General features: G+C 62.2%; 16 protein-coding genes. 4 read left to right on the forward strand and 12 right to left on the reverse strand.

The window, feature by feature from the left end:
- Positions 1-23: 23 nt before the first annotated feature.
- From LB556_RS28005 to LB556_RS28020, 4 genes are all read left to right on the forward strand, one after another.
- The gene (locus LB556_RS28005; protein ID WP_224570810.1) at positions 24-644 is read left to right on the forward strand and encodes a DUF1003 domain-containing protein; all 621 of its coding nucleotides are present in this window, start codon (positions 24-26) and stop codon (positions 642-644) included.
- 346 nt (positions 645-990) lie between these two features.
- Positions 991-4,332, forward strand: a complete 3,342-nt coding sequence (locus LB556_RS28010) for a DEAD/DEAH box helicase (RefSeq protein ID WP_224570811.1) — start codon at positions 991-993, stop codon at positions 4,330-4,332.
- Positions 4,333-4,862: 530 nt separating this feature from the next.
- Positions 4,863-5,003 (forward strand): hypothetical protein, encoded by a 141-nt coding sequence (locus LB556_RS28015; protein WP_224570812.1) that lies wholly within the window; start codon positions 4,863-4,865, stop codon positions 5,001-5,003.
- Positions 5,004-5,008: 5 nt separating this feature from the next.
- Positions 5,009-5,260 (forward strand): ComEA family DNA-binding protein, encoded by a 252-nt coding sequence (locus tag LB556_RS28020; protein WP_224570813.1) that lies wholly within the window; start codon positions 5,009-5,011, stop codon positions 5,258-5,260.
- A 569-nt stretch (positions 5,261-5,829) separates the two neighbouring features.
- Here LB556_RS28020 and LB556_RS28025 read toward each other — a convergent pair.
- From LB556_RS28025 to LB556_RS28080, 12 genes are all read right to left on the reverse strand, one after another.
- Positions 5,830-6,174, reverse strand: coding sequence for a hypothetical protein (locus LB556_RS28025; RefSeq protein WP_224570814.1), 345 nt, complete (start codon positions 6,172-6,174; stop codon positions 5,830-5,832).
- A gap of 3 nt (positions 6,175-6,177) precedes the next feature.
- On the reverse strand, positions 6,178-7,959 hold the full coding sequence (locus LB556_RS28030) for a thiamine pyrophosphate-requiring protein (RefSeq protein ID WP_224570815.1): 1,782 nt from the start codon (positions 7,957-7,959) through the stop codon (positions 6,178-6,180).
- Positions 7,960-7,987: 28 nt separating this feature from the next.
- Positions 7,988-8,773, reverse strand: coding sequence for an SDR family oxidoreductase (locus tag LB556_RS28035; protein WP_224570816.1), 786 nt, complete (start codon positions 8,771-8,773; stop codon positions 7,988-7,990).
- A gap of 1,168 nt (positions 8,774-9,941) precedes the next feature.
- Positions 9,942-10,757, reverse strand: a complete 816-nt coding sequence (locus tag LB556_RS28040; protein ID WP_224570817.1) for an IclR family transcriptional regulator — start codon at positions 10,755-10,757, stop codon at positions 9,942-9,944.
- Positions 10,758-10,820: 63 nt separating this feature from the next.
- Positions 10,821-12,020 (reverse strand): aminotransferase class V-fold PLP-dependent enzyme, encoded by a 1,200-nt coding sequence (locus LB556_RS28045; RefSeq protein WP_224570818.1) that lies wholly within the window; start codon positions 12,018-12,020, stop codon positions 10,821-10,823.
- Between the two features lie 25 nt (positions 12,021-12,045).
- Positions 12,046-12,537: a RidA family protein gene (locus LB556_RS28050; RefSeq protein WP_224570819.1), complete on the reverse strand. Its 492-nt coding sequence runs from the start codon at positions 12,535-12,537 to the stop codon at positions 12,046-12,048.
- A 15-nt stretch (positions 12,538-12,552) separates the two neighbouring features.
- The gene (locus tag LB556_RS28055) at positions 12,553-13,548 is read right to left on the reverse strand and encodes an ABC transporter ATP-binding protein (protein ID WP_224570820.1); all 996 of its coding nucleotides are present in this window, start codon (positions 13,546-13,548) and stop codon (positions 12,553-12,555) included.
- Positions 13,545-14,564 carry an ABC transporter ATP-binding protein gene (locus tag LB556_RS28060; protein ID WP_411908624.1) on the reverse strand — a complete coding sequence of 340 codons (1,020 nt, stop codon included), beginning with the start codon at positions 14,562-14,564 and terminating at the stop codon, positions 13,545-13,547. Before LB556_RS28060 ends, LB556_RS28055 begins: the two co-directional genes overlap by 4 nt.
- Complete coding sequence (locus tag LB556_RS28065) at positions 14,561-15,778, reverse strand: amidohydrolase/deacetylase family metallohydrolase (protein ID WP_224570822.1); 1,218 nt, start codon at positions 15,776-15,778, stop codon at positions 14,561-14,563. The genes LB556_RS28060 and LB556_RS28065 overlap by 4 nt, the downstream gene beginning before the upstream one ends.
- Positions 15,778-16,641 (reverse strand): ABC transporter permease, encoded by an 864-nt coding sequence (locus tag LB556_RS28070; RefSeq protein WP_224570823.1) that lies wholly within the window; start codon positions 16,639-16,641, stop codon positions 15,778-15,780. Before LB556_RS28070 ends, LB556_RS28065 begins: the two co-directional genes overlap by 1 nt.
- The gene (locus LB556_RS28075) at positions 16,641-17,588 is read right to left on the reverse strand and encodes an ABC transporter permease (RefSeq protein ID WP_411908625.1); all 948 of its coding nucleotides are present in this window, start codon (positions 17,586-17,588) and stop codon (positions 16,641-16,643) included. The genes LB556_RS28070 and LB556_RS28075 overlap by 1 nt, the downstream gene beginning before the upstream one ends.
- Positions 17,589-17,692: 104 nt before the next feature.
- Positions 17,693-19,222: an ABC transporter substrate-binding protein gene (locus LB556_RS28080; RefSeq protein WP_224570824.1), complete on the reverse strand. Its 1,530-nt coding sequence runs from the start codon at positions 19,220-19,222 to the stop codon at positions 17,693-17,695.
- Positions 19,223-19,578 lie beyond the last annotated feature (356 nt).

The raw sequence follows: 19,578 nt of genomic DNA on the forward strand, positions 1-19,578 counted from the left end.
GAAGCAAGTTCCGGCTCTGGCACATGAGCAGTTTACCGATTTGGCCATGCCGCGGCTTGGTGCTGGGCTGCCAGAAAGCGCTGGATCACCAGGGTTCCCTTCCGAACCTTGATCGTTTTCGCCTGACGGTTGCATGGTCGAACTGCCTTGAGACGTGTCGGAAAGCGGTTGTCGGGTGCATCGTTTTCCGCACCGTTGTCACGACGCTGATTTCGGTCGCACCTCTCCTCGACAGTTCTACACATTGCCACGACAACGATCCAGCCGGCTTGCGAACGCGGCTCGATCAGACCGCTTCGCGTCGCCACGGGCGGCAACAAGAGGAGCACGAAGATCTTCAGGTGCGAATTGCAGGCGCCATTTCGCGCTTCGCGGGAAGCATGAGCTTTGTCTATTTGCACCTTGCAATTCTTGTCGCCTGGATTGTTGCAAACCCTGGCGCGATTCCCGCCCCAGCTTGGGATCCGACCTTCGTCATCCTGGCCATGGCCGCCTCGGTCGAGGCAATCCTCCTGTCCACTTTCGTGGTTATCAGTCAGAACAGAATATCTGAACACAGCGAGCGCCGAGCGGAGCTGGGATTTGCATCAGCCTTCTCAACGAGCACGAAACCACGCGGCTCATCGAAATGGTGGCTGCATTGACAGAGCGATTGGATGTTTCGACACCGGTCGACCAGAAACTGCCGCAACTGGCCGAGAACGTCGATTCCCGTCAGGTGATGAGACAGACTCCAGCAAGCTTCTGGGGATGGGGAGAAACCTTGAGCAAAAGACGAGTCAGCTTCGTCAATGCTGGCGCAGAGCGAGCGTGCGAACGCCCGCAATGCCGGAACAAGGTCGATCAGACTCGTCCGCGCTTCCGCTTAGGATTCGGTTTGGCAGAATGCGATCAATCGTACGCGCCTCCACTGCCTGGACCCTTTAATGTGCATTTGCAGGAACAGGGTTGCTCCGCTGACGTTCCCCACTGGTGCAAGGTAAGACTTCAGTGAACAGACCTATTTCGCGGACGGAAATTATCGAGCAAACCGATCATCCGGCGAATGACAGAGATCTTCCGAGAGAACAGGGCGTCCCGCCTTCTGCGGCGATTGCGGCGGCTCTGGCCGACTCGCTGGAGGACAATCCGAACAAATACATTGTTCACATAGCCGCCTCGGAACGCAGTGCCGAAGACATCGCTGAAGCTCTGCGTCAGTTCCTGCCGGGCGCGGAGAACATCTTCCTGCCCTCCTGGGACTGCCTGCCTTACGACAGGGTGTGGCCGACACGCGCCAATATGGGGAAAAGGCTCCGCGCGCTGAGCGAGATCGCAAGCCAGCCCCAAGGTCCGCGCGTCGTGGTTCTGTCGATCGAGACCACTCTGCAGCGGGTGCCCCCCGCACCAGTCATTGCCAGCGGCTTCACAATTCTGGAGCCCGGACAAAAGTTCGACCCGGATGATTTCCGCACGAGAGCTGAGGCGATTGGATACGGTGTCGATGAGAGAGTCGATGAACCGGGAGAGATAGCCTTTCGGGGCGACCTAATGGATATTTTTCCCGCCGGCGCCGATCACCCCGTTCGTGTTGTCCTCGGTCCGGATAGCTGCATCCGAGAACTCAGGACATACGACCCGATCAGCCAGCTTAGCGAACAATCGCGTGAGTCGATCACGGTTGGACCGGCGTCCGAACTGATTTTTGAAACGGGGAACCATCCCGAGTTGGCGGCCATGCGCGCGACGTCGATGGAAGAACGCCTTGTCGCCTTGTATGGCAGTATGCCATCGTTCTTCGATCTTGCATCCAGCGGCTCGGTCTCCTTGCCAGAAGGGCTCGAAGGCCCGCCACTCGACCGGTTTCTGGACCTGATCGAAGACGCGCGTCGTGGCAGGCAGGAGGTTGCCGGGCCAACAAAACCCTTGCCGGAACAATTTTACCTGTCGCGTGAGGAATGGGACGCCGCAGTTCGTAAACGCTGCAGAACAAGTCCTACTGTTTCCTCCACCCGAGTTCCCAAGTTCTATCGGCAAGCGCGATCCCGAGATCAATTTGCCGAGTTTGTGCAAAGACAGACAAGGTCGGGTGTCCGTGTGGTGTTCACGGGAGAGGCCCCTGAACTGCAGCGAGCGGATCGTCTGCTCGATCGGAAGCTTGGCCGGCGTATGGAAGCGGCGGCGGACTGGCCGCAAATCCGTTCGGCCGCAAGCGGCTCTCTTCTCAAGGCTGAATTCGTCATCGACGAAGGATTCGCCGACGAGCGATCCTGTATAGCGATGGTGGCCGCGACCGACCTATTTGGCCCGGCTTTGAAGGCAAACGCCGGCGCGGCCACCAGTATGCTCGAACCCGAGTTGCGCATTGGCGATGTCGTCGTGCATGAGGATCATGGACTGGCCGCGCTTGTGGCGGTCGAACAGGTCGACTTGGCCGGCCAACAACAGGATGTCGTCAGGCTGGAATATCATGGCGGAGCTTCCTTGCTGGTTCCGATCGATGAGTTTGGGCGGATATGGCGCTACGGGTCGGATCCCGATGCGGTGCCGCTCGATCGCTTGAACAGCGACGGGTGGCTAAGTCGACGCAAGGCTGCGCTGCGCGACATCGACAGGATAGCCAAGCGTCTGGTGAGCCTTGCGAAAGCCAGGTCCAGCCAGCCAGCCGAGATCATAAAACCCTCCCGCGCGGACCTGGCCCGGTTTGCGGCGAAATTTCCCTACACCGAGACTCCCGACCAGGCTGCCGCCATCTGCGAAGTGCTCGACGACTTGTCGTCGGGGAAGACAATGAAGCGGCTTGTCTGCGGAGACGTCGGCTTCGGAAAGACAGAGGTGGCCCTGCGTGCCTGCGCCGCCGCGGCGCTCTGTGGCAAGCAGGTTGCGGTCATAACGCCGACAACCGTGCTGGCACGCCAGCACTATGAGACGTTCAGCCGCCGGTTTGCGGACACAGGGCTCGAGGTCGCCCACCTATCAAGAATGGTTGGAGTGGCGGAGGCGAGAACGGTCAAGGAGCGGCTGCGGAGCGGCCAAGTCGCGGTGGTTGTGGGTACGCAAGCCCTGGCGGCCAAGAGCGTCACCTTCGCCAATCTCGGACTGCTGGTGGTCGACGAGGAGCACCGGTTCGGCGTCAAGTTGAAGCGGGCGCTGCGGAACATGGCGTCCCGCCTTCATACGCTGAGCATGAGCGCCACGCCGATACCGCGGACGCTGCAATCGGCGATGTCGGGTATCCAGGAGGTCAGCGTCCTCAACTCTCCGCCCGCCAAAAGACGGCCCGTCCGTACAATCCTGGCGCCCTTCGATCCAGCTTCGGTAAGAGCCGCCCTTTTGCGCGAATTTCGCCGGGGCGGACAGAGTTTCCTGGTGGTTCCGCGCATCGAAGACATCGATCCGGTTCGCCAGCAGCTAAACAGGCTGGTGCCGGAACTCGCCGTTAAGACGGCGCATGGCGAAATGAAAGGAGGACAACTGGACGAAATCATGGTGGGGTTCGCTGACGGTGACGGCGACGTCCTGTTGAGCACCAACATCATCGAGAGCGGCCTCGACGTACCGCGGGCCAACACCATTCTGATCTGGCGGGCGGACAGGTTCGGTCTGGCACAGTTGCACCAGCTTCGCGGCCGGGTCGGAAGGGGAGCGGTGCAGGCCATTGCCTTTCTTCTGACCGAGCCTGGCGTCGAACTGGCCGAAGGCACAAGAGCTCGACTTTCGACCATGATTGCGCTCGATCGGCTTGGCTCCGGCCTGGCGATCAGTCAAAGGGACCTCGACCTGCGCGGGGCAGGAGATCTCTTCGGCGAAGATCAAGCCGGGCACATGAAACTGATCGGCGCGGGCCTTTATCAGCATTTGCTGAAGCGGGCGGTCTCGATGGCTGGAGGAGGGGCCGATCCCGACAGGCAGCTTGCCGACATCAACGGCACCGGAAACGGGACCTTTCCTGAAAGCTACGTCAGCGAGCCCACGGTTCGTGTGGGCCTTTATGCGAGGCTGTCTCGCATGACCTCCGAGACGGACCTTGACGCATTCGGCGAAGAACTCGAGGACCGCTTTGGAGAGATGCCCGCCGAAGTAGCGGATTTACTGGAATTTACCAGGTTGCGCATAGCCGCGGCGGAACAGGGCATCAGCAAGATCGATGTGGGACCCGAAGCCATTGCGATCACCTTCGGCAAGAAACCAGTGGGATCCGAATGGCGCTTCGAGAACGCACCGAGATTCGAGTTCCGCCACGGTCGGTTGATTTTCAGGTCAGCGACCCAGCCCCGCGGCTCAGATATCGGTGCCGTCCGCTCGGTGCTCGGCGCCTTGCGTGCGGCCCAGCCGAGCCGGCGCCAAGGATGATGGGGTCGGGCTCGGCGTCGTCCATGATGAGGGTGAGCTTGGCACCATGGGCCGGATCTGGTCGGCGACGCCAGGCAATTCAGTGCTGATGGCTTCCGGCGTTCCTGGGCGAAGGCGATGGCGATGAAGGCCGAGACGACACGCCGGCCGATCTTTACCACATGGTGAAGACGTTGAGCACGACGTGAATCTGGCACCTTTGCCGCATCGCGCCAAGCACCCTGGCGGCTGGTCAGGGCTGAATGCTTTGGGGAGACCGTCTCCTCGATGCGGCCGCCGCTGTGCCGGACAGTCGACCGCCCGGCCGCGGCGCCTTCTTCTATTTCGAGGCGAGCAGCCCTGGGCGAAGAACTACCCTTATGTCCAACATGGCCGAGGAACTGCCGGCGATCGTTCCTGCTATTTCCCGGTGGACGCGTGGCACGCACCTTGCTTCGAGGGCGATGGCCTACGGGGCATCCGGCAACCCGCTCCAATCCTTGGAACCCTAACGATGAGCGCGAGTTTTGTTTGAAACGTGGAGAAGACTGATGACAGAACGAAGAAGGGAGAACCCCGACGGCCTCGTGGAAGGCTTTGGAAAACTCGACAAGGAAATGCGGGCCACGCGAGATCTCGGCAAAGGCAATCGAAGCGCCAACCGGTCCGTGGCGCACCAAAAAGGCAAGTAGCAAGCATGAAAGCCATCCGGAACGCTGCCGCCACGCAGCATGATGCCACTGCTCATCACGCCGGCCAGGTTCTCGACATCAATTCGGCTTCGCAGGATGAGCTGGCGGCACTTCCTGGCCTTGATGCTCAGTTGGCCCGCCAGTTGTGCCACAGCCGGCCTTTCAAGCGATGGGCCGAGGTCGAGGCGCTGGAGGGATTCGATGCCGCACTGGTGGAGCGGCTGAAGGCCGGCCCAGCCGCGATCAGGACGTTGTGATCAGATTAGCCGTGGCTAACGTCCAAGCGCACATCAGCGTCCTGCGAGATCACACCGGGCCTGTTGGGTGATCGATGTCCGCGCCGCCCTGATAGCGTCTCTGCCGCCCGCTCTTTCCCTCGCTGCCGACATGGCTTACGACAGCGCTGGCTTGCGCAGTTTCTCGCCGAACGGGGCACGTTCCCGTCTATCGTCAGCCCAACGTCATCGAACGCCTGTTCTGCGGGCCCATGGACTGACGGCGCATTAGCCACGCGCCACGAAAGCTCGCTGCCACTTCACAGCCGCCGTCCTCATCGCTGCAATCATTTAATTGGTGGTCTGATCGAATCTAGAGTCTAGCGTGGATGCGTACACAAGGGCGCGCCAGCTTTGCGCCATGAACAGCACTGGCCGACCCGTCCGAGGTCATACTTCCTGCAAATCGCGCCGGCCTCAGCGGTCTGCGGTGGCCATATCCCGTCTGCTCTCGTCGCTAGTTGGCAAACGCATTGCATTTATTGACGTAAGCGGTGTCTCGATGAAGCAGTCTTCAACGCCGACATCCTGGTAATCGACCGTCGCCCTAGCTATCGCGCCCGGACTGGTTGGGCTATCGAACGGCAGCTATCCTTGGCCACACCCGAGAGCAGACCGTCTGTTCCCGCCCAAAGGCGGCATACCGCGATCGAAAGCGATGACGTGACAAGTGTCCACATCGCCTTGTTGTGGAATTTGCGGCGGTAATGCTCCATCGCGCTATCGATCAGCACCGATACGGCAATCACGCCGGCCGCGCGATTGAGCCGCCTCGCCGAGGTCACCGTCGCTGTCGGCGCGGTACGCCACGATCTCCGCGTCGCGAGTGGCATTCCCTCGTCAGGCCAACATCGTAACGGACGGCGCAGCCGCTCGCGCCTCTCGAACAAGGCCATTCTTCAATCCTTGCCGGGCAGCACGCTGGCGAGCATCTGCTTCGCACTGCCTTTGATGACGCTGCCGAGTTCAGGCTCGTCGGCCATCATCGTTACGAAGTGCCTGGCGTCCTTCAACGTAATGTGCGGGGGCAGCGGCGGCACGTTCGGGTCCGCCTTCATGTTCATAATGACGGGACGATCTGCAGCCAGCGCTTCGTCCCACGCCGCGCCGACCTTTTCGGGATCGTCGCAATAGATGCCCTTGAAGCCGAGCAGCTCGGCGTATTTGTGATAGGGGAAATCCGGGATCGTCTGGGTGAGAGGCGTCTTGCCATCGCCCAGTTGAATGCGCTCTTCCCAGGTGACCTGGTTCAGGTCTTCATTGTTGAGCACCATCACGATGAAGCGAGGGTCGGACCAGGTGCGCCAGTATTTGCTCGCCGTGATCATCACATTGAGCCCGTTCATCTGCATTGCGCCATCGCCGATGAAGCCGATCACCGGCCGTCCGGGGTAAGCCATCTTGGCGGCGAGCGCGTAGGGCGTGGCGGCCCCCAGCGATGCGAGACCGCCTGACAGCGAACCCATCATGCCGCTTCTGATGCGGATGTCGCGCGCATACCAGTTCGCAACCGACCCAGAATCGCCGGTCATGATGACTCCGTCTGGAAGTCGGGGCGAGAGTTCGTGGAAAATGCGTTGCGGGTTAACCGGATCAGCCGGCTCAAGCGCGCGATCTTTTAGCGTTTCCCACCACTCGGTAACGTTTGTCTCGATGCTCCGGCGCCATCTCCTGTTTTCGTTCTGCTCGAGTAGTGGCAGGAGGGCGGCAAGCGTCTGTTTGCTGTCGCCGATCAGGCTGTATTCCATCGGATAGCGCAGCGAGAGGTTAGCGCCATCGATATCGATCTGGACGCCGCGCGCGTCACCCGGCTTGGGCAGGAATTCGCTGTATGGAAAGGCGGACCCCACCATGAGGAAGGTGTCGCACTGTTTCATCAGATCCCAGCTCGGTTTGGTGCCGAGCAGGCCGAGCGAGCCGGTGACGAAAGGCAGATCGTCGGGCAACGCCGCCTTGCCGAGCAGGGCCTTGGCGACGCCGGCATTGAGCCGGTTGGCCACGGCGATCACCTCCTCGGTCGCATGCAGCGCGCCCGCGCCGACCAGCATCGCGACCTTCTTGCCTTTGTTGAGGATCTCGGCCGCCTTCCTGACATCCTCGATGTTCGGCAAAACCGCGGCCCCCGCATTTCCCACGCCGGTGTGGCTCGTGCCATGAGCCATCGGCGGATCCTCGTATTCAAGTTCCTGTAGATCGTTAGGAAGGATCACGCAGGTGACCGCCCGCTTGGCTTGCGCGATCCGTACCGCGCGATCGATGCAGGTACGGACCTGCTCGGGCACAACCGCAGTGATCACATAATCCGTCACGTCGGCGAACAGGGTCTGCAGGTCGACTTCCTGCTGATAGCTCGCGCCCAACGCCGAACGCGCCTGTTGTCCAACGACGGCAACGACCGGCATGTGGTCCAGCTTCGCATCGTAGAGCCCGTTCAGCAGATGGATCGCGCCCGGCCCGGACGTCGCATAGCAAAGCCCAACCTGTCCTGTGAACTTGGCGTGCGCCGAGGCCATGAACGCCGCCATTTCTTCGTGGCGGACCTGGACATAAGCCATGAAATCCTTTGCCTTCTCAAGCGCGACATCCAATCCGCCAACGCCATCGCCGGGATAACCATAGACCCGTGACAGCCCCCACTCGCTGAAGCGCTTCCAGACGAATTCGGCGACGTTCTGCGACATGAGAAACTTCCTTCTACGGATTGTGTGATCAGCGGCTTGGCCGTATGCCGGTTCCAATCTCGTGACGCTTGGCCATTTTGTGCGCTAGCGCCGCCAGCCCGATGGCCGCCAATGCGACAAAAACCATCTTGTGGCGATCGGTGAACATCTCCCAGCTATGATCGCGCGACCGGTCGTCGAAGCGACCGTGTGCCGAATAGTCGCCAGGGACAGACTCGAACAAATTGGCGGGCGCGTTCGGTGCGAGAGCCTGGTCGGCAAGCTGCCCGGAATAGCCGGCCGCGGCGAGATAGCGATCGATCAGCCTTGGCGCGATGCGGTTGGCGAGGATCGCCTTGACCGTCGGCCAGCCTACCCAGATGTCGCGCCGTCTGTGCGTGGCGGCGAAAAAAATGGCGCGCGCCGCCACTTCCGGCTCGAATATCGGCGCGACGGGTTTGGCCTTGCGCCCCATCTTGTTGAGCGCCCAGTCGAACTGGGGAGTATTCATGGCGGGCAGATCGACCATCGTCAGATGCACATCGAGCTTGTCGTGGATGATCTCGCTACGAAGGCTGTCGGTAAAACCCCTGATCGCCGCCTTGGCGCCACAATAAATCGATTGCAGCGGTACCGAACGATAGGCAAGCGCCGACCCCACGTTGATGATGGTGCCGCGATTGCGCACGCGCATTCGCTTCAACGCGGCCATCATGCCGTGGACTTGTCCCAGATAGGTCACTTTGGTTCCGCGCTCGACCTCATCGGCAGTGAGTTCGACCGTGGCGCGGCCAACGCCTGCGCCGGCGCCGGTAATTACCGCCACCTTCTCCATTGAAATTCTCCTTGATCGATCTCCTAACGATCGGGTCCGGAGCTGGTTCCAGGACGGTTGCGGAAACAGATGCGGCCGAAAGACTGCGTCACCGCGAAGGAAAAACTGCCGAATTGGACTCCTGATGGCGGAAACATCGGGACATCCAGCGATGAGCCGGGAGCCCGAGGACCCAACGCTGTGAGACGGAGTGTCGATTGAGGGAACACTATGACGTGATCGTTGCCGGAAGCGGGCCCGGCGGGGCTATGCTTGCCCAGGCGCTCGCTCCTACCGGAAAGCGCATTTTGGCTCACAAAGATGTCAATGAAATCAACGATCCCAATACATCTTCCGGGACTTTCGTACGCCTGCCGGCGTCCGAACGAGAGAGGACTGGCAGCTTCCGGCTGGAACACAGGAGAACGGACGTTCAGGCCGTCCGAACCAGTGAAGAGTTAAATTCATAAGCTGAGCCACGGTTCGACGGGCGTCCGCCGTCGCACGCTGTCGTTAATTGGTGCCAATCTCGCGACACCAATCCATAATCTCGGGACATGACATCCGGCATCCGCTAGCGGGCCGCCGTGCCCAGTAAATTGACATCATCCATCATCAGCACTCCATTTCGTTCTTCGAATATAGAATCGAGCAATGCACCCATCTCCTTTCTGGAAATGATCTCTTCTATTTCGGCCGAGCTCCGCTCGCGCATAAACTGGCAATGGACACCTAGTTCGGATCTGCCGACGACATAGCAGCCAACCCAGGCGCGGCGGCAGGCTCGGACGCTCTACCTCACCGCAGGCGGTCCTCCCGCGCAGCGGGTTTGTTCTGTGGCCCCGAGCCTGCCGAATGGCGATGTGCCCCATCCCGGCCGTTCACAACGCAAGCTGGGCACCCTGTGAGCGGACCGGCCGCTTCGGGGGGGGCTCGCACGGCAAACTTGGCTCTGATCCTGCTCAAGTGGGACAGAACGGGCCGAGAACGACGCTCGCGCTCGCGCGCCGCGTCTATCGCGCCGCGTCTATATTGTATAGCAAGGCCATATCGCCCACGAGGCGCCGGCCGCCGAACTCAGGGCTCAGCCGGACCTGCTGCAGCACTATCTTGGCGTCTAGTTCAGGTCGAGGCGCGGTTGCCAGCAATGACAGACGCGCGTGGGATGCCGATCGGTCGCCGTTGTTGGTCACCTTACACTGCGCCAGCCCAACCGGGATTCGATGCGCCTGGCGCTAGCTTTGGCCAGATGGACCAGATCCGGGTTCTTCTGTTTCAGCTTGATATCGGGAACCACGATAGAGATCGTCGCCCTGCAAGCCCCCTCGCCGTCGCATATGGGGGCGGCGATGCAGGCCACAGAGAAGTCGGATTCACCGGCCTGGATCGAGAGGCGTTGTTCGAGCGCCGCGGCGGCCGTGCTCGCCAGCACCTTGTCATCCGTTTCGGCTCGGCCGGTCGGGGAAGCCGTTGCGGAGCGCGCAAAAATGGCGCGGCGTTCCTCTTCCGGCAAGTGGCCGACCAGCATGCGGCCCGAGGCGGTCCAGTTGAGGGGGCTGCGAGTGCCTACGCGCGAGGTCACCTGGAAGTGGTCCTTGCCCTCCTTCATGGCGAGCACCACCATGTGATCGCCATCGCGCCCGCAAATCTGGATGGTCTCGCCTGAGCTCTGGGCGAGCTCGTGCATCTCCTGGTTCGCGACGTTGAGCAGATCAAGGGTGCGCGCATAGGTCAAACCATAGTGGTAGAGGCGAGGCCCGAGCCACAGGAGGCCGTTGTCCTGCCGGTCAAGCAACTCCTTCTCCACAAGGTCCTCAACGATCACATAGATGGTCGACAGCGGCGCGCCTATGTCGCGGGCGATCTCGTAGGCGGTCGCCGGTCGCTCCACCTTCTGCAGACAATCGAGGATCTGCAGCGCCCGGTCGATGCCGCTGGTGCGCGAGCGGCGCGGCTCAGGCGCCGCAATTGGCGCCGCTTCGATTTGGGCCACTATTCTGGTCATTGGTTCGGACATCTTTCTCAAGGCGAGTGTAGAACGGGATGGCTGTTTGCGATACCTGATATGTCAATCCGGCCATTTCAGGATTGCCGCTTCCCGTGCGCGCAGGCGCTCCTCAAAGGACGTGGCGGCCATCACGTTCGACTTGCGCGCCTGATCCAGTCCCACGGCCAGCCGCTTTGCCACGACAAGCTCCTCACCCGGATGCAGATTGCAGGGGTCGAGGAAGAAATAGCCGTGCTCGACCTCATGGTCGCGCACGATGACCGGAGGGTCCCCGGCAGCCAGGCGGTCGGCCAGATCCCAGGCGGCAATGCGGGCTTCAGCAGGGTTGACCGAAACTTTCAGGCGATCGAGCGGATTTTTTGTCGGATCCGGGGCGATCTCGGCGATTATACCCGGTCGGCCATCGAGTGCCTCGACCCAGCAGTCGAGCGCCTTGCGTTCGCGGGCGCGGATGCCGTCATGGTCACGTTTTTTCCATGCCTGAAGTGCCGCCACAGCGCCGACGATGCCTTCCTTGCCCACCTTCATGCCGCGGCCAATGCCGCGATTTTGCAGATAGACGTCGCGCACCCTTGCCTTGGATCCGGCAACGATGCCCGAGGTCGGGCCGCCGAGAAACTTGTGACCGGAATAAAGAACCAGGTTGGCTCCATCGGCCAGGAAGCCCTTCAGGTCGTATTCCGACGCCGCATCGACGATCACGGGTACGTTGCGCGCATGGGCCACTTCGGCGAAAATCTTCAAGGGGATTTGCGCGTAGCCCACCACGTGGTGTGACACGACGTAGACGGCTGCCGCGGTGGCTTCGGTAAGAGCGCCGGCGAGTTGATAGGCCGCGGCACTTGTCGCCTGGCCGACCGGCACGACCTTGGCTCCGGCAATGCGGATCGCCTGCTCGATGGGCGCGCCGTAGCTCACCATATGGCCGGACTGGATGACCACCTCGTCCTTCAGCCCGGCCGTGTCGGGCAGGCGTTCGATCGCGATCAGATCAGGTCCGGTCATGCAGGCTGCCACCGCCAGGCTGATCGCCGCCGAGCAGGACGCCGTGACAAAGCCGGCTTCGGCGCCGGTCAGATCGGCGATAACGGTGCTGGCGCAACGTTGTAAGTCACCCATTTCGACGAATTCGGTCAGGATCGCCGCCACTGCTTCGACGGCATCCGGCACCACGATGGAGGCGCCGAGCCCAGTCATCGTGCCGGAAACATTGATGACCGGTCTCAAGCCAAGGCGGCGACGAATTTCCTCAATCGGCATGGCGGTGGTGCTCCTTAGTGGGAAGTCAATCGATGGCGATGATGGCCTCGATCTCGACGGTGATTTGGCCAGGCAGCGAACCGTGCCCGACGGCCGAGCGTGCGTGAATTCCGGCCGGACCGAAGACGTCGATGAAAAGATCCGAGCAGCCATTGATCACGGCAGGATGGTCGGCGAAATCGGGCACGGCATTGACCATGCCGAGCAGTTTCACCACACGCCGCACACGGCTCAAGTCGTGGAGCGCGGATCGCATCACGGCAAGCAGGTTGATGCCGGTCAGCCGTGCATGTACGTAGGCCTGGGCCACCGTCACGTTGCCGCCGACCTTGCCGGTGTGCTGCATGCCGTCAGCCTCGGTCGGCCCCTGACCGGACAGGAACAGAAGCTTGCCTTCCTGAACGTGGGTGACAAAATTGGCGATTGGAGGTGGTGCCTGGGGCAGGGTGATGCCCAGCGCCTTCAGCCGGTCATTGGGCGAGTTTTCCGATCGCTTCATCGGCTCGGAAAAAGTCATGTAAGCGAACTCCAGTCAGTCATTTTTTTGGTCGTGGCGAATGCAGGCCACATGATGTCCGCCGCCGATAGGCGAAACCGGCGGGATTACCGCGGCGCAGGCTTCGATCGCTTCCGGACAGCGAGTGCGAAAGACACAGCCCGATGGTGGATCAATCGGGCTGGGAATATCGCCCAAGAGCGGGACCCGAACGCGCATGCGCGTTGGATCCGGCACCGGTGCGGTTGCCAATAACGCCCTGGTGTAGGGATGCCGTGGCGCCGCATAGACCAGCCTGCTTGGACCGCGCTCCATCACCCGGCCGAGATACATGACGACGACTTCGTCGCACAAATATTCGACCACCGACAGGTCATGCGCGATGAACAGCAGCGTCAGGCCAAGCCGCTTTTGCAGATCGCCAATCAGGTTGAGCACTTGGGCCTGCACCGAGACGTCGAGCGCCGAAACCGGCTCGTCGGCAACAATGAATTCTGGTTCCACCGCAAGTGCCCGGGCAATGCCGATCCGTTGGCGCTGGCCACCTGAAAATTCATGCGGGTAGCGAGAAGCATGATCGGGTGAGAGGCCGACAAGGGCAAGAAGCTCGGCAATCCGGTCCTGCCGCGCCTTGCCACGCAAATAGCCGCGTGCGTCGAGAGCTTCGCCGAGTATCGCGCTGACACGCAGGCGCGGATTGAGGCTGGAGAAAGGGTCCTGAAAGACGATCTGCAGCTTTTGCCGATAGGCGCGCATCTCGCGTGCCGACAGCGAGAAGAGATCGACGCCATTGAACACGGCTTTGCCGCTGGTCGGCTCGATCAGACGCAAAATGGCGCGACCGGCCGTGGTCTTGCCGGATCCGGATTCACCGACCAGACCGACGGTCGAGCCGCGCTTGACCTCGAAACTGACGTCCTCCACGGCGTGCACCACACGGCCGTTGCGCGCGGGAAACCGCTTCGTCAGTGCCTGGACGCTGAGCAGGGGGGCTGCTTGTGTCGTGTCGTTGGTTTTAGCGTCGGCAATCATAGTTCGGCGCTCCGGATGCAGCGGGAGAACCCTGACGAGCCCGCTGGCATCAACGGTGGCGGGGCGGCCCGGCACGGGGCGATTGCGTAATCGCAGCGCGGCTCGAAGGCGCAGCCGGGCGGCAGGGCGGTGATTGCCGGCACGCTGCCTGGGATGGAGTAGAGGGTTTTGCGCTCGCCGGCCGCATCGACGTCGCGCGCCGCATTGGGAGTGCAGGCAAGCAGGCCGCGCGTATAGGGATGGCGCTGATGTGCGAACAGATCGTTGACGGGCGCGTGCTCGACGACGCGGCCGGCATACATGACCACGACATTGTGCGCGATCTCGGCGACGACACCGAGATTGTGAGTGATGAACAGGATGGACATGCCGAACTGCTGCTGCAGCCGTCGCAAGAGATCAAGAATTTGGGCCTGGATCGTCACGTCGAGCGCCGTCGTCGGCTCATCGGCGATCAGCAGCGAAGGATTGCAGGCAAGCGCCATCGCGATCATCACGCGCTGGCGCATGCCTCCTGACATCTGGTGCGGATAATCATCGAGACGCGATGCGGCATCGGGAATTTCGACATGCCGTAGCATCTCCAGCGCCCGTTTGCGCGCGTCCTGCCGGCCGACCGGTTCATGCAGCGCGATCATCTCGCCGATCTGGTCGCCGACGCTATAGAGCGGGTTGAGGCTGGTCATCGGCTCCTGGAAGATCATCGCGATCTCCTTGCCGCGGATGCGGCGGAAATCCTTCGGCGTGAAGCCGGCGAGATCGTCGACCTTTCCGGCCCGGTTGCGAAACAGGATTTTGCCGCCGGCGACACGGCCCGGCTTCGACAGCAGGCCCATGATCGACAGGCTGGTGACCGATTTTCCTGAACCGGATTCGCCGACCACGGCCAGCGTTTCACCGCGTTTCAGGTCGAACGTGACACCGTCGACCGCTTTGGCGGTGACGCGCCGGGTCACGAACCAGGCCTTGAGGTCCTGAACCGACAGGATCACGTCAGGGGCGAGCGCCTTGCTCAAGATTTCCATCCGCAATGAGGGCAGGCACCGTCGCCTGCATGCGCCGAGGGGACGTGCCGATGGGCTTCGATCGCATTCGCCCCCAGGATCGCGTAGCGCGGCTCAAAGAGCTGGTTGAGCAGGCTCGTGACGCCCTGCGAGTCCTTGACCGTCAGTTCGGCGTCGACCAGGTCGAACACCGTGAATTCCGCCGGTCTGCCCTTTTCCAGCAACCCTTCGGAGGGCAGCCGGATGGCGCGGCGTGGCGCTGTGGTCGAGGCCGTCACCACGTCCTCGAACGCCATGCCCAGCGACAGCAGTTTCGACATGGTCGTCGCCATGTCCCAGACGGAACCGTCGAGCGAGCGGTTGTGCAGATCGGTGGAAATTGTCTTCGGCGCCAGGCCGCGTTCCAGCGCCGCCTTGGCGACATCGAAGGAGAAGGATGCGCCGCCATGGCCGACGTCGAGCACGACGCCGCGAGCGGCCGCGTCCTCGGCCAGGCGGTAGAGATCGTCATCTTCGAGGATCGAACCGCCGGCCTTGCCGTTGAAGCAATGGGTGACGATGTCGCCCTCGGTCAACAGGCCAAGAATGTCGTCATAGAGCGGCGGCGGCTCGCCGACATGCACCATGACAGGCAGCTTGAGGATGCGGCCGAGCTTCTTGGCCAGCCTGACCGGCGTCAGGTCCCAACCGCCGGTGATGACGTGGCTTGCCCGCACCTTCAAGCCCACGATGACGTCGCGATTGGCCTCGATGGTGGCGATGGTGCGATCGATGTCGATCGAACGCATGTCGATCAGCTCGCTCACCCGGTTGCAGGCGACGAGGCCGATCGAGCCGATGTTGAGGAAGGCATAGACGTTCTCCTGTGCGGGCTCGATGACGAACTCGCGAAAGCCGTGGAAATTGGCCTCGCCGGCGGAACCGGCATCGACCATGGAGGTGACGCCGCGCGCCGCGCCGCATTGTTGCGGCCGGATCGAAATGTCGGTGCCGCCATACCAGACATGGACATGCAGGTCCGTCCAGCCCGGCGACAGGAAGGCGCCGTTCGCCTCCACCACCTTGACGTTGTGGCCGACGGCGATCCTCGAGCCGATCTCCGCGATGCGACCATCCTTGTCGACAAGCACGTCGATGGCGGGACCGAAACGATCGCCGAAGGCGACCGGCCTGGCGCCCTTGATCAGCAATGGCTGTTTGGCCGCGGGAAAATTGTTGCCGAACATCAGATGTCCTTTGCCAGACGGGGATCGAGAAGGTCGCGCAGGCCATCGCCGACCAGTTGCAGCGCCAGCACCGTGATGACGATGGCAGCGCCGGGGAACATCATGATCCAGCCGGCCTGGTCCATGTATTGGCGGCCGACGGCGATCATCGTGCCCCAGGTCGGGATATCAGGAGAGATGCCGACGCCGAGGAACGACAGGCCGGCTTCGGCCAGGATGGTGTTGGCGAAGATGAAGGTGCCTTGCACCAGGATGGGCGAGGTGACATTGCGCAGCACGTGACGCACTAGGATGACCGGCGTCGGCACGCCGAGCGCGCGTGCCGCCTCGACATAGGGCAGTTCGCGGATCACCAGCGTCGAGGCCCGCACGACGCGGGCCAGCCTCGGTGCATAGACGATGCCAAGCGCGACGACGACGTTGATTGGCGTCGCGCCGAGTGCCGCCACCAGGGCAATGGCGAGCAGGATGTCGGGAAACGCCATCATGGCGTCGATCAGCCGCGAGACCGGCGTGTCGAGCTTGCGGAAGAAGCCGGCCGTCAAGCCGAGCACAATGCCGACCACACCGGAGAAGACGACCACCGCGAAGCCGACCGAGAGCGAGGTGCGGGCGGCATAGAGCATGCGCGTGAACACGTCGCGGCCGAGATCGTCGGTGCCGAACAGATGCTGGAGATCAGGCGCATGCAGCCGCGCGGCGATCGAAAGTTTTGTCGGCGAATAGGGTGCGATGATGGGCGCCAGGATCGCCATCACGGCGATGATGACCAGAACGGCCAGCCCGACCGCCGCCGTCGGGCGGCCGAGCAGCCGCGAGAAAAGGTTCGGCTCCTGCTGCAGCGGGGTGGCGATCGCGGCCATCAGTAGCGCACCCGCGGATCGATGAGGATGTAGAGCATGTCGATGACGAAATTGACCAGCACATAGAGCCCGGCGATGACCAGCAGCGCGCCCTGGATGACCGGATAGTCGCGCCGCAGCACCGCCGAGACGACCAGGCTGCCGACCCCCGGCAGGCCGAACACGGTCTCGGTGACGACGGCGCCGGAAATCAGCAGCGCTGCCGTCAAGCCGATCACCGTGAGGATGGGGATCAGCGCGTTCTTCAGCGCGTGTTTCAGCACCACGCGCCATTCGCTCATGCCCTTGGAGCGGGCGGTGCGCACATAGTCGTCATTGAGGACGTCGAGCATCGAGGCGCGGGTGAAACGCGTGATCAGGGCCGAGCTGACCAGCCCCAGCGCCAGCGCCGGCAGCACCAGATGAGCGATGCGGTCGCCAAAGGAGGCGCCGGGACCGCCATAGCCCGACGTGTCGAACCAGCCGAGCCTGACGGCGAAGAGCTGGATGAACAGCAGGCCGAGCCAGAAGCTCGGCACGCTGGCCGCGAACATGGCGATGGTCGTTGCCGCCTGGTCGAACAGCGAGCCGCGCCTATAGGCAGAAAGGATGCCGACGGGCAGCGCGATCACGGTGGCGATCAGCAGCGAGAAGACGGTGAGAAAGAAGGTCGGTTCGGCGCGCTGCGCAAGTGCCGCGGTGACCGGTTCGTTGAGGAAGATCGACTGGCCGAAATCGCCCTGCACGACACCGACGATGTAGCGCCAGAACTGCTCGGGGATCGAGCCGTCGAGCCCGAGTCTGGAACGAAGTGCCGCGATGTCGGCGGCGGTGGCGTCGGGGCCGAGCATGACAGCGGCCGGGTCGCCCGGCGTCACCCGCACGATGACGAAGACGATGGTGGCGACCAGGGCCATCACCACGATCATGCCGAGAAGCCTGTTGAGAACAGAGCGCAGCAGCAGCATATGAGTTGATATCTCCTGTCCTGGCGGGCGGTCGGATCGCGGCCCCGCCCGGATCATGCCAGGTTGCCATTCCCGCAACCATAGCGGGAAGGCAGGGGTCGGGCCTATTTGCCTTCGAGGTAGGCGTTCCAGAAATAGGGCCAGGGTGCCGGCGTGACGCCCTTGAGGTTCGGCGCTTCGGCGGCGAGCGCGTTGAAGTCGCCGACCTTGTAGATCGGCGCTTCGTCGTAGATCACCTTCTGCACATCCTCATAGAGCTTGGCGCGCTTGGCCGGGTCGCTCTCGGAGTTGAAGGCGTCGAGCACCTTGTGCTTGGCGTCGCTCGACCACCAGCCCGGCGTGTTGTCCGACATGAAGCCGTTGAGCGACGGCTCGGCCAGGAACGGGCTATGGGTGATGTAGATGTCCCATAGCGCCGGATCCGTGCGGTTCTTCGTCAGCGTCGCCCATTCGACGACGTCGAGTTCGACCTTGAAGCCGCCCTGTTCCAGATAGGCCTGCGCCACCTGCGCCATCTTGTAGTGGAATTCATACTGGCGGCTGGTCAGGATACGCAGCGGCCTGCCGTCATAGCCGGCCTGCTTGAGCAGTGCCGCGGCCGCTTCGGGGTCGCCGTCGGGCTTGTAGGTCTCGGTGCCGACGTCCGAGTGCCAGATGAAGCCCTCCGGATACATGGCGCCGTCGACGGCAAAGAAGTCTTTGGAACCGAAGGCAGCAAGCAGCATATCGCTTGGGGCCAGCGCGGCCTGGACCGCCCTGCGGATACGGATGTCGGAATTCAGCCCCTGTTTGGTGTTCATCACGAACACCGGCCAGCCGAACGGCTTCAGGATAAGCGGCTTGGTCTTGCCGGCGGAAACCTTGTCGTAGGACTCGACCGGAAGTGAATCGACATAGGCGAACTGGCCGGCGACGGCGCCCTCGACGCGCGTGTTGGCATCAGACACCGGCACGAAGCGGATCTCGTCCAGATATTGCTTCCTTGCCCCGCCATAGCCGTTCGGTTCGCCGCCGCGCGACTTGTAGCCGTCGAAGCGGGTGAGCTGGATGAACTGGTCGGGCTTGCGCTCCTTGAGCATATAAGGCCCGGTTCCGATGAACTTGGTCAGCGGATCCTCGCCGGCGTTTTCGGAGGGGATGATGATTGCGGCGGCGTTGTTCAGCGAGAGCAGCGACAGCAGCGGCGCATAGGGTTTCTTCAGCGTGATCTTGACCGTGTCGTCGTCGACCGCGTCGATGGCGCTGATGACTTCCGCCGCCTGCTTGCCGCGTGTAGCCACCTTCATCCATCGGTTCAACGAGGCCACGACGTCGGCCGAATTCATGTCGGAACCGTCGTGAAACTTCACGCCGGTTCTGAGCGCGATCGTGTAGGTCAGGCCATCAGGCGAAATCTTTGGCATGTCGGCGGCTAGAAGGGGCGTGATGCCCCATTTGCTGTCGAAAGTGTAGAGCGTCTCGTACATGTGCTGGGTGATGATGCCGACCAGATCGGCGGTCGATGCCATCGGATCGAGCGTCGGCGGTTCGCCGATCGTGGCAACGTCGATCACGCCTCCCTTCTGCGGTTCAGCCCAGGCCAGCGCCGGCAACAATGCGGCGAGCGAGGCGACGACTTGCAATAAGCGCTTCATCCGTTCTCCTCCGGGTTCCATTTTTATGGAATATATAGCTTAGTTACGAACTAAGCTTACGCTGATGACTCGACGCGTCAAGCGGCGAAGCCCGAGCTGAGCTAAATTGCGGATCCCGTCCGTGCGCGAACCGTCATGAGACAACTTCTTTAGATTTCGCCGCACTGGCCGGTTTTCGGATAGCGTTGGGCTTTGTGGCGCCGCAAAGGACGTCGGCCTCCGCTCGTTCGTGAGGCGGTCGGCGCCTTCTCTTTAGACCTGCGTCGAATTTCTGAAGGGGTTGTCTCCAGCACGAGGAACGAACCAAACTTCCATGCATTTAGCAGGGGTTGCGTTCATACATTCTTTCTTCTTGG

Source organism: Mesorhizobium sp. ES1-4 (assembly GCF_020164745.1).
Classification (GTDB): domain Bacteria; phylum Pseudomonadota; class Alphaproteobacteria; order Rhizobiales; family Rhizobiaceae; genus Mesorhizobium.

What these genes read in the sequence shown, in the direction of transcription:
- LB556_RS28005 (WP_224570810.1), top strand. Translation starts at nt 24, where the DNA reads ATGAGCAGTTTACCGATTTGGCCATGCCGCGGCTTGGTGCTGGGCTGC.
- LB556_RS28015 (WP_224570812.1), top strand. Translation starts at nt 4,863, where the DNA reads ATGACAGAACGAAGAAGGGAGAACCCCGACGGCCTCGTGGAAGGCTTT.
- LB556_RS28020 (WP_224570813.1), top strand. Translation starts at nt 5,009, where the DNA reads ATGAAAGCCATCCGGAACGCTGCCGCCACGCAGCATGATGCCACTGCT.
- LB556_RS28025 (WP_224570814.1), bottom strand. Translation starts at nt 6,174, where the DNA reads ATGGCCTTGTTCGAGAGGCGCGAGCGGCTGCGCCGTCCGTTACGATGT.
- LB556_RS28030 (WP_224570815.1), bottom strand. Translation starts at nt 7,959, where the DNA reads ATGTCGCAGAACGTCGCCGAATTCGTCTGGAAGCGCTTCAGCGAGTGG.
- LB556_RS28035 (WP_224570816.1), bottom strand. Translation starts at nt 8,773, where the DNA reads ATGGAGAAGGTGGCGGTAATTACCGGCGCCGGCGCAGGCGTTGGCCGC.
- LB556_RS28040 (WP_224570817.1), bottom strand. Translation starts at nt 10,757, where the DNA reads ATGACCAGAATAGTGGCCCAAATCGAAGCGGCGCCAATTGCGGCGCCT.
- LB556_RS28045 (WP_224570818.1), bottom strand. Translation starts at nt 12,020, where the DNA reads ATGCCGATTGAGGAAATTCGTCGCCGCCTTGGCTTGAGACCGGTCATC.
- LB556_RS28050 (WP_224570819.1), bottom strand. Translation starts at nt 12,537, where the DNA reads ATGACTTTTTCCGAGCCGATGAAGCGATCGGAAAACTCGCCCAATGAC.
- LB556_RS28055 (WP_224570820.1), bottom strand. Translation starts at nt 13,548, where the DNA reads ATGATTGCCGACGCTAAAACCAACGACACGACACAAGCAGCCCCCCTG.
- LB556_RS28065 (WP_224570822.1), bottom strand. Translation starts at nt 15,778, where the DNA reads ATGTTCGGCAACAATTTTCCCGCGGCCAAACAGCCATTGCTGATCAAG.
- LB556_RS28070 (WP_224570823.1), bottom strand. Translation starts at nt 16,641, where the DNA reads ATGGCCGCGATCGCCACCCCGCTGCAGCAGGAGCCGAACCTTTTCTCG.
- LB556_RS28075 (WP_411908625.1), bottom strand. Translation starts at nt 17,588, where the DNA reads ATGCTGCTGCTGCGCTCTGTTCTCAACAGGCTTCTCGGCATGATCGTG.
- LB556_RS28080 (WP_224570824.1), bottom strand. Translation starts at nt 19,222, where the DNA reads ATGAAGCGCTTATTGCAAGTCGTCGCCTCGCTCGCCGCATTGTTGCCG.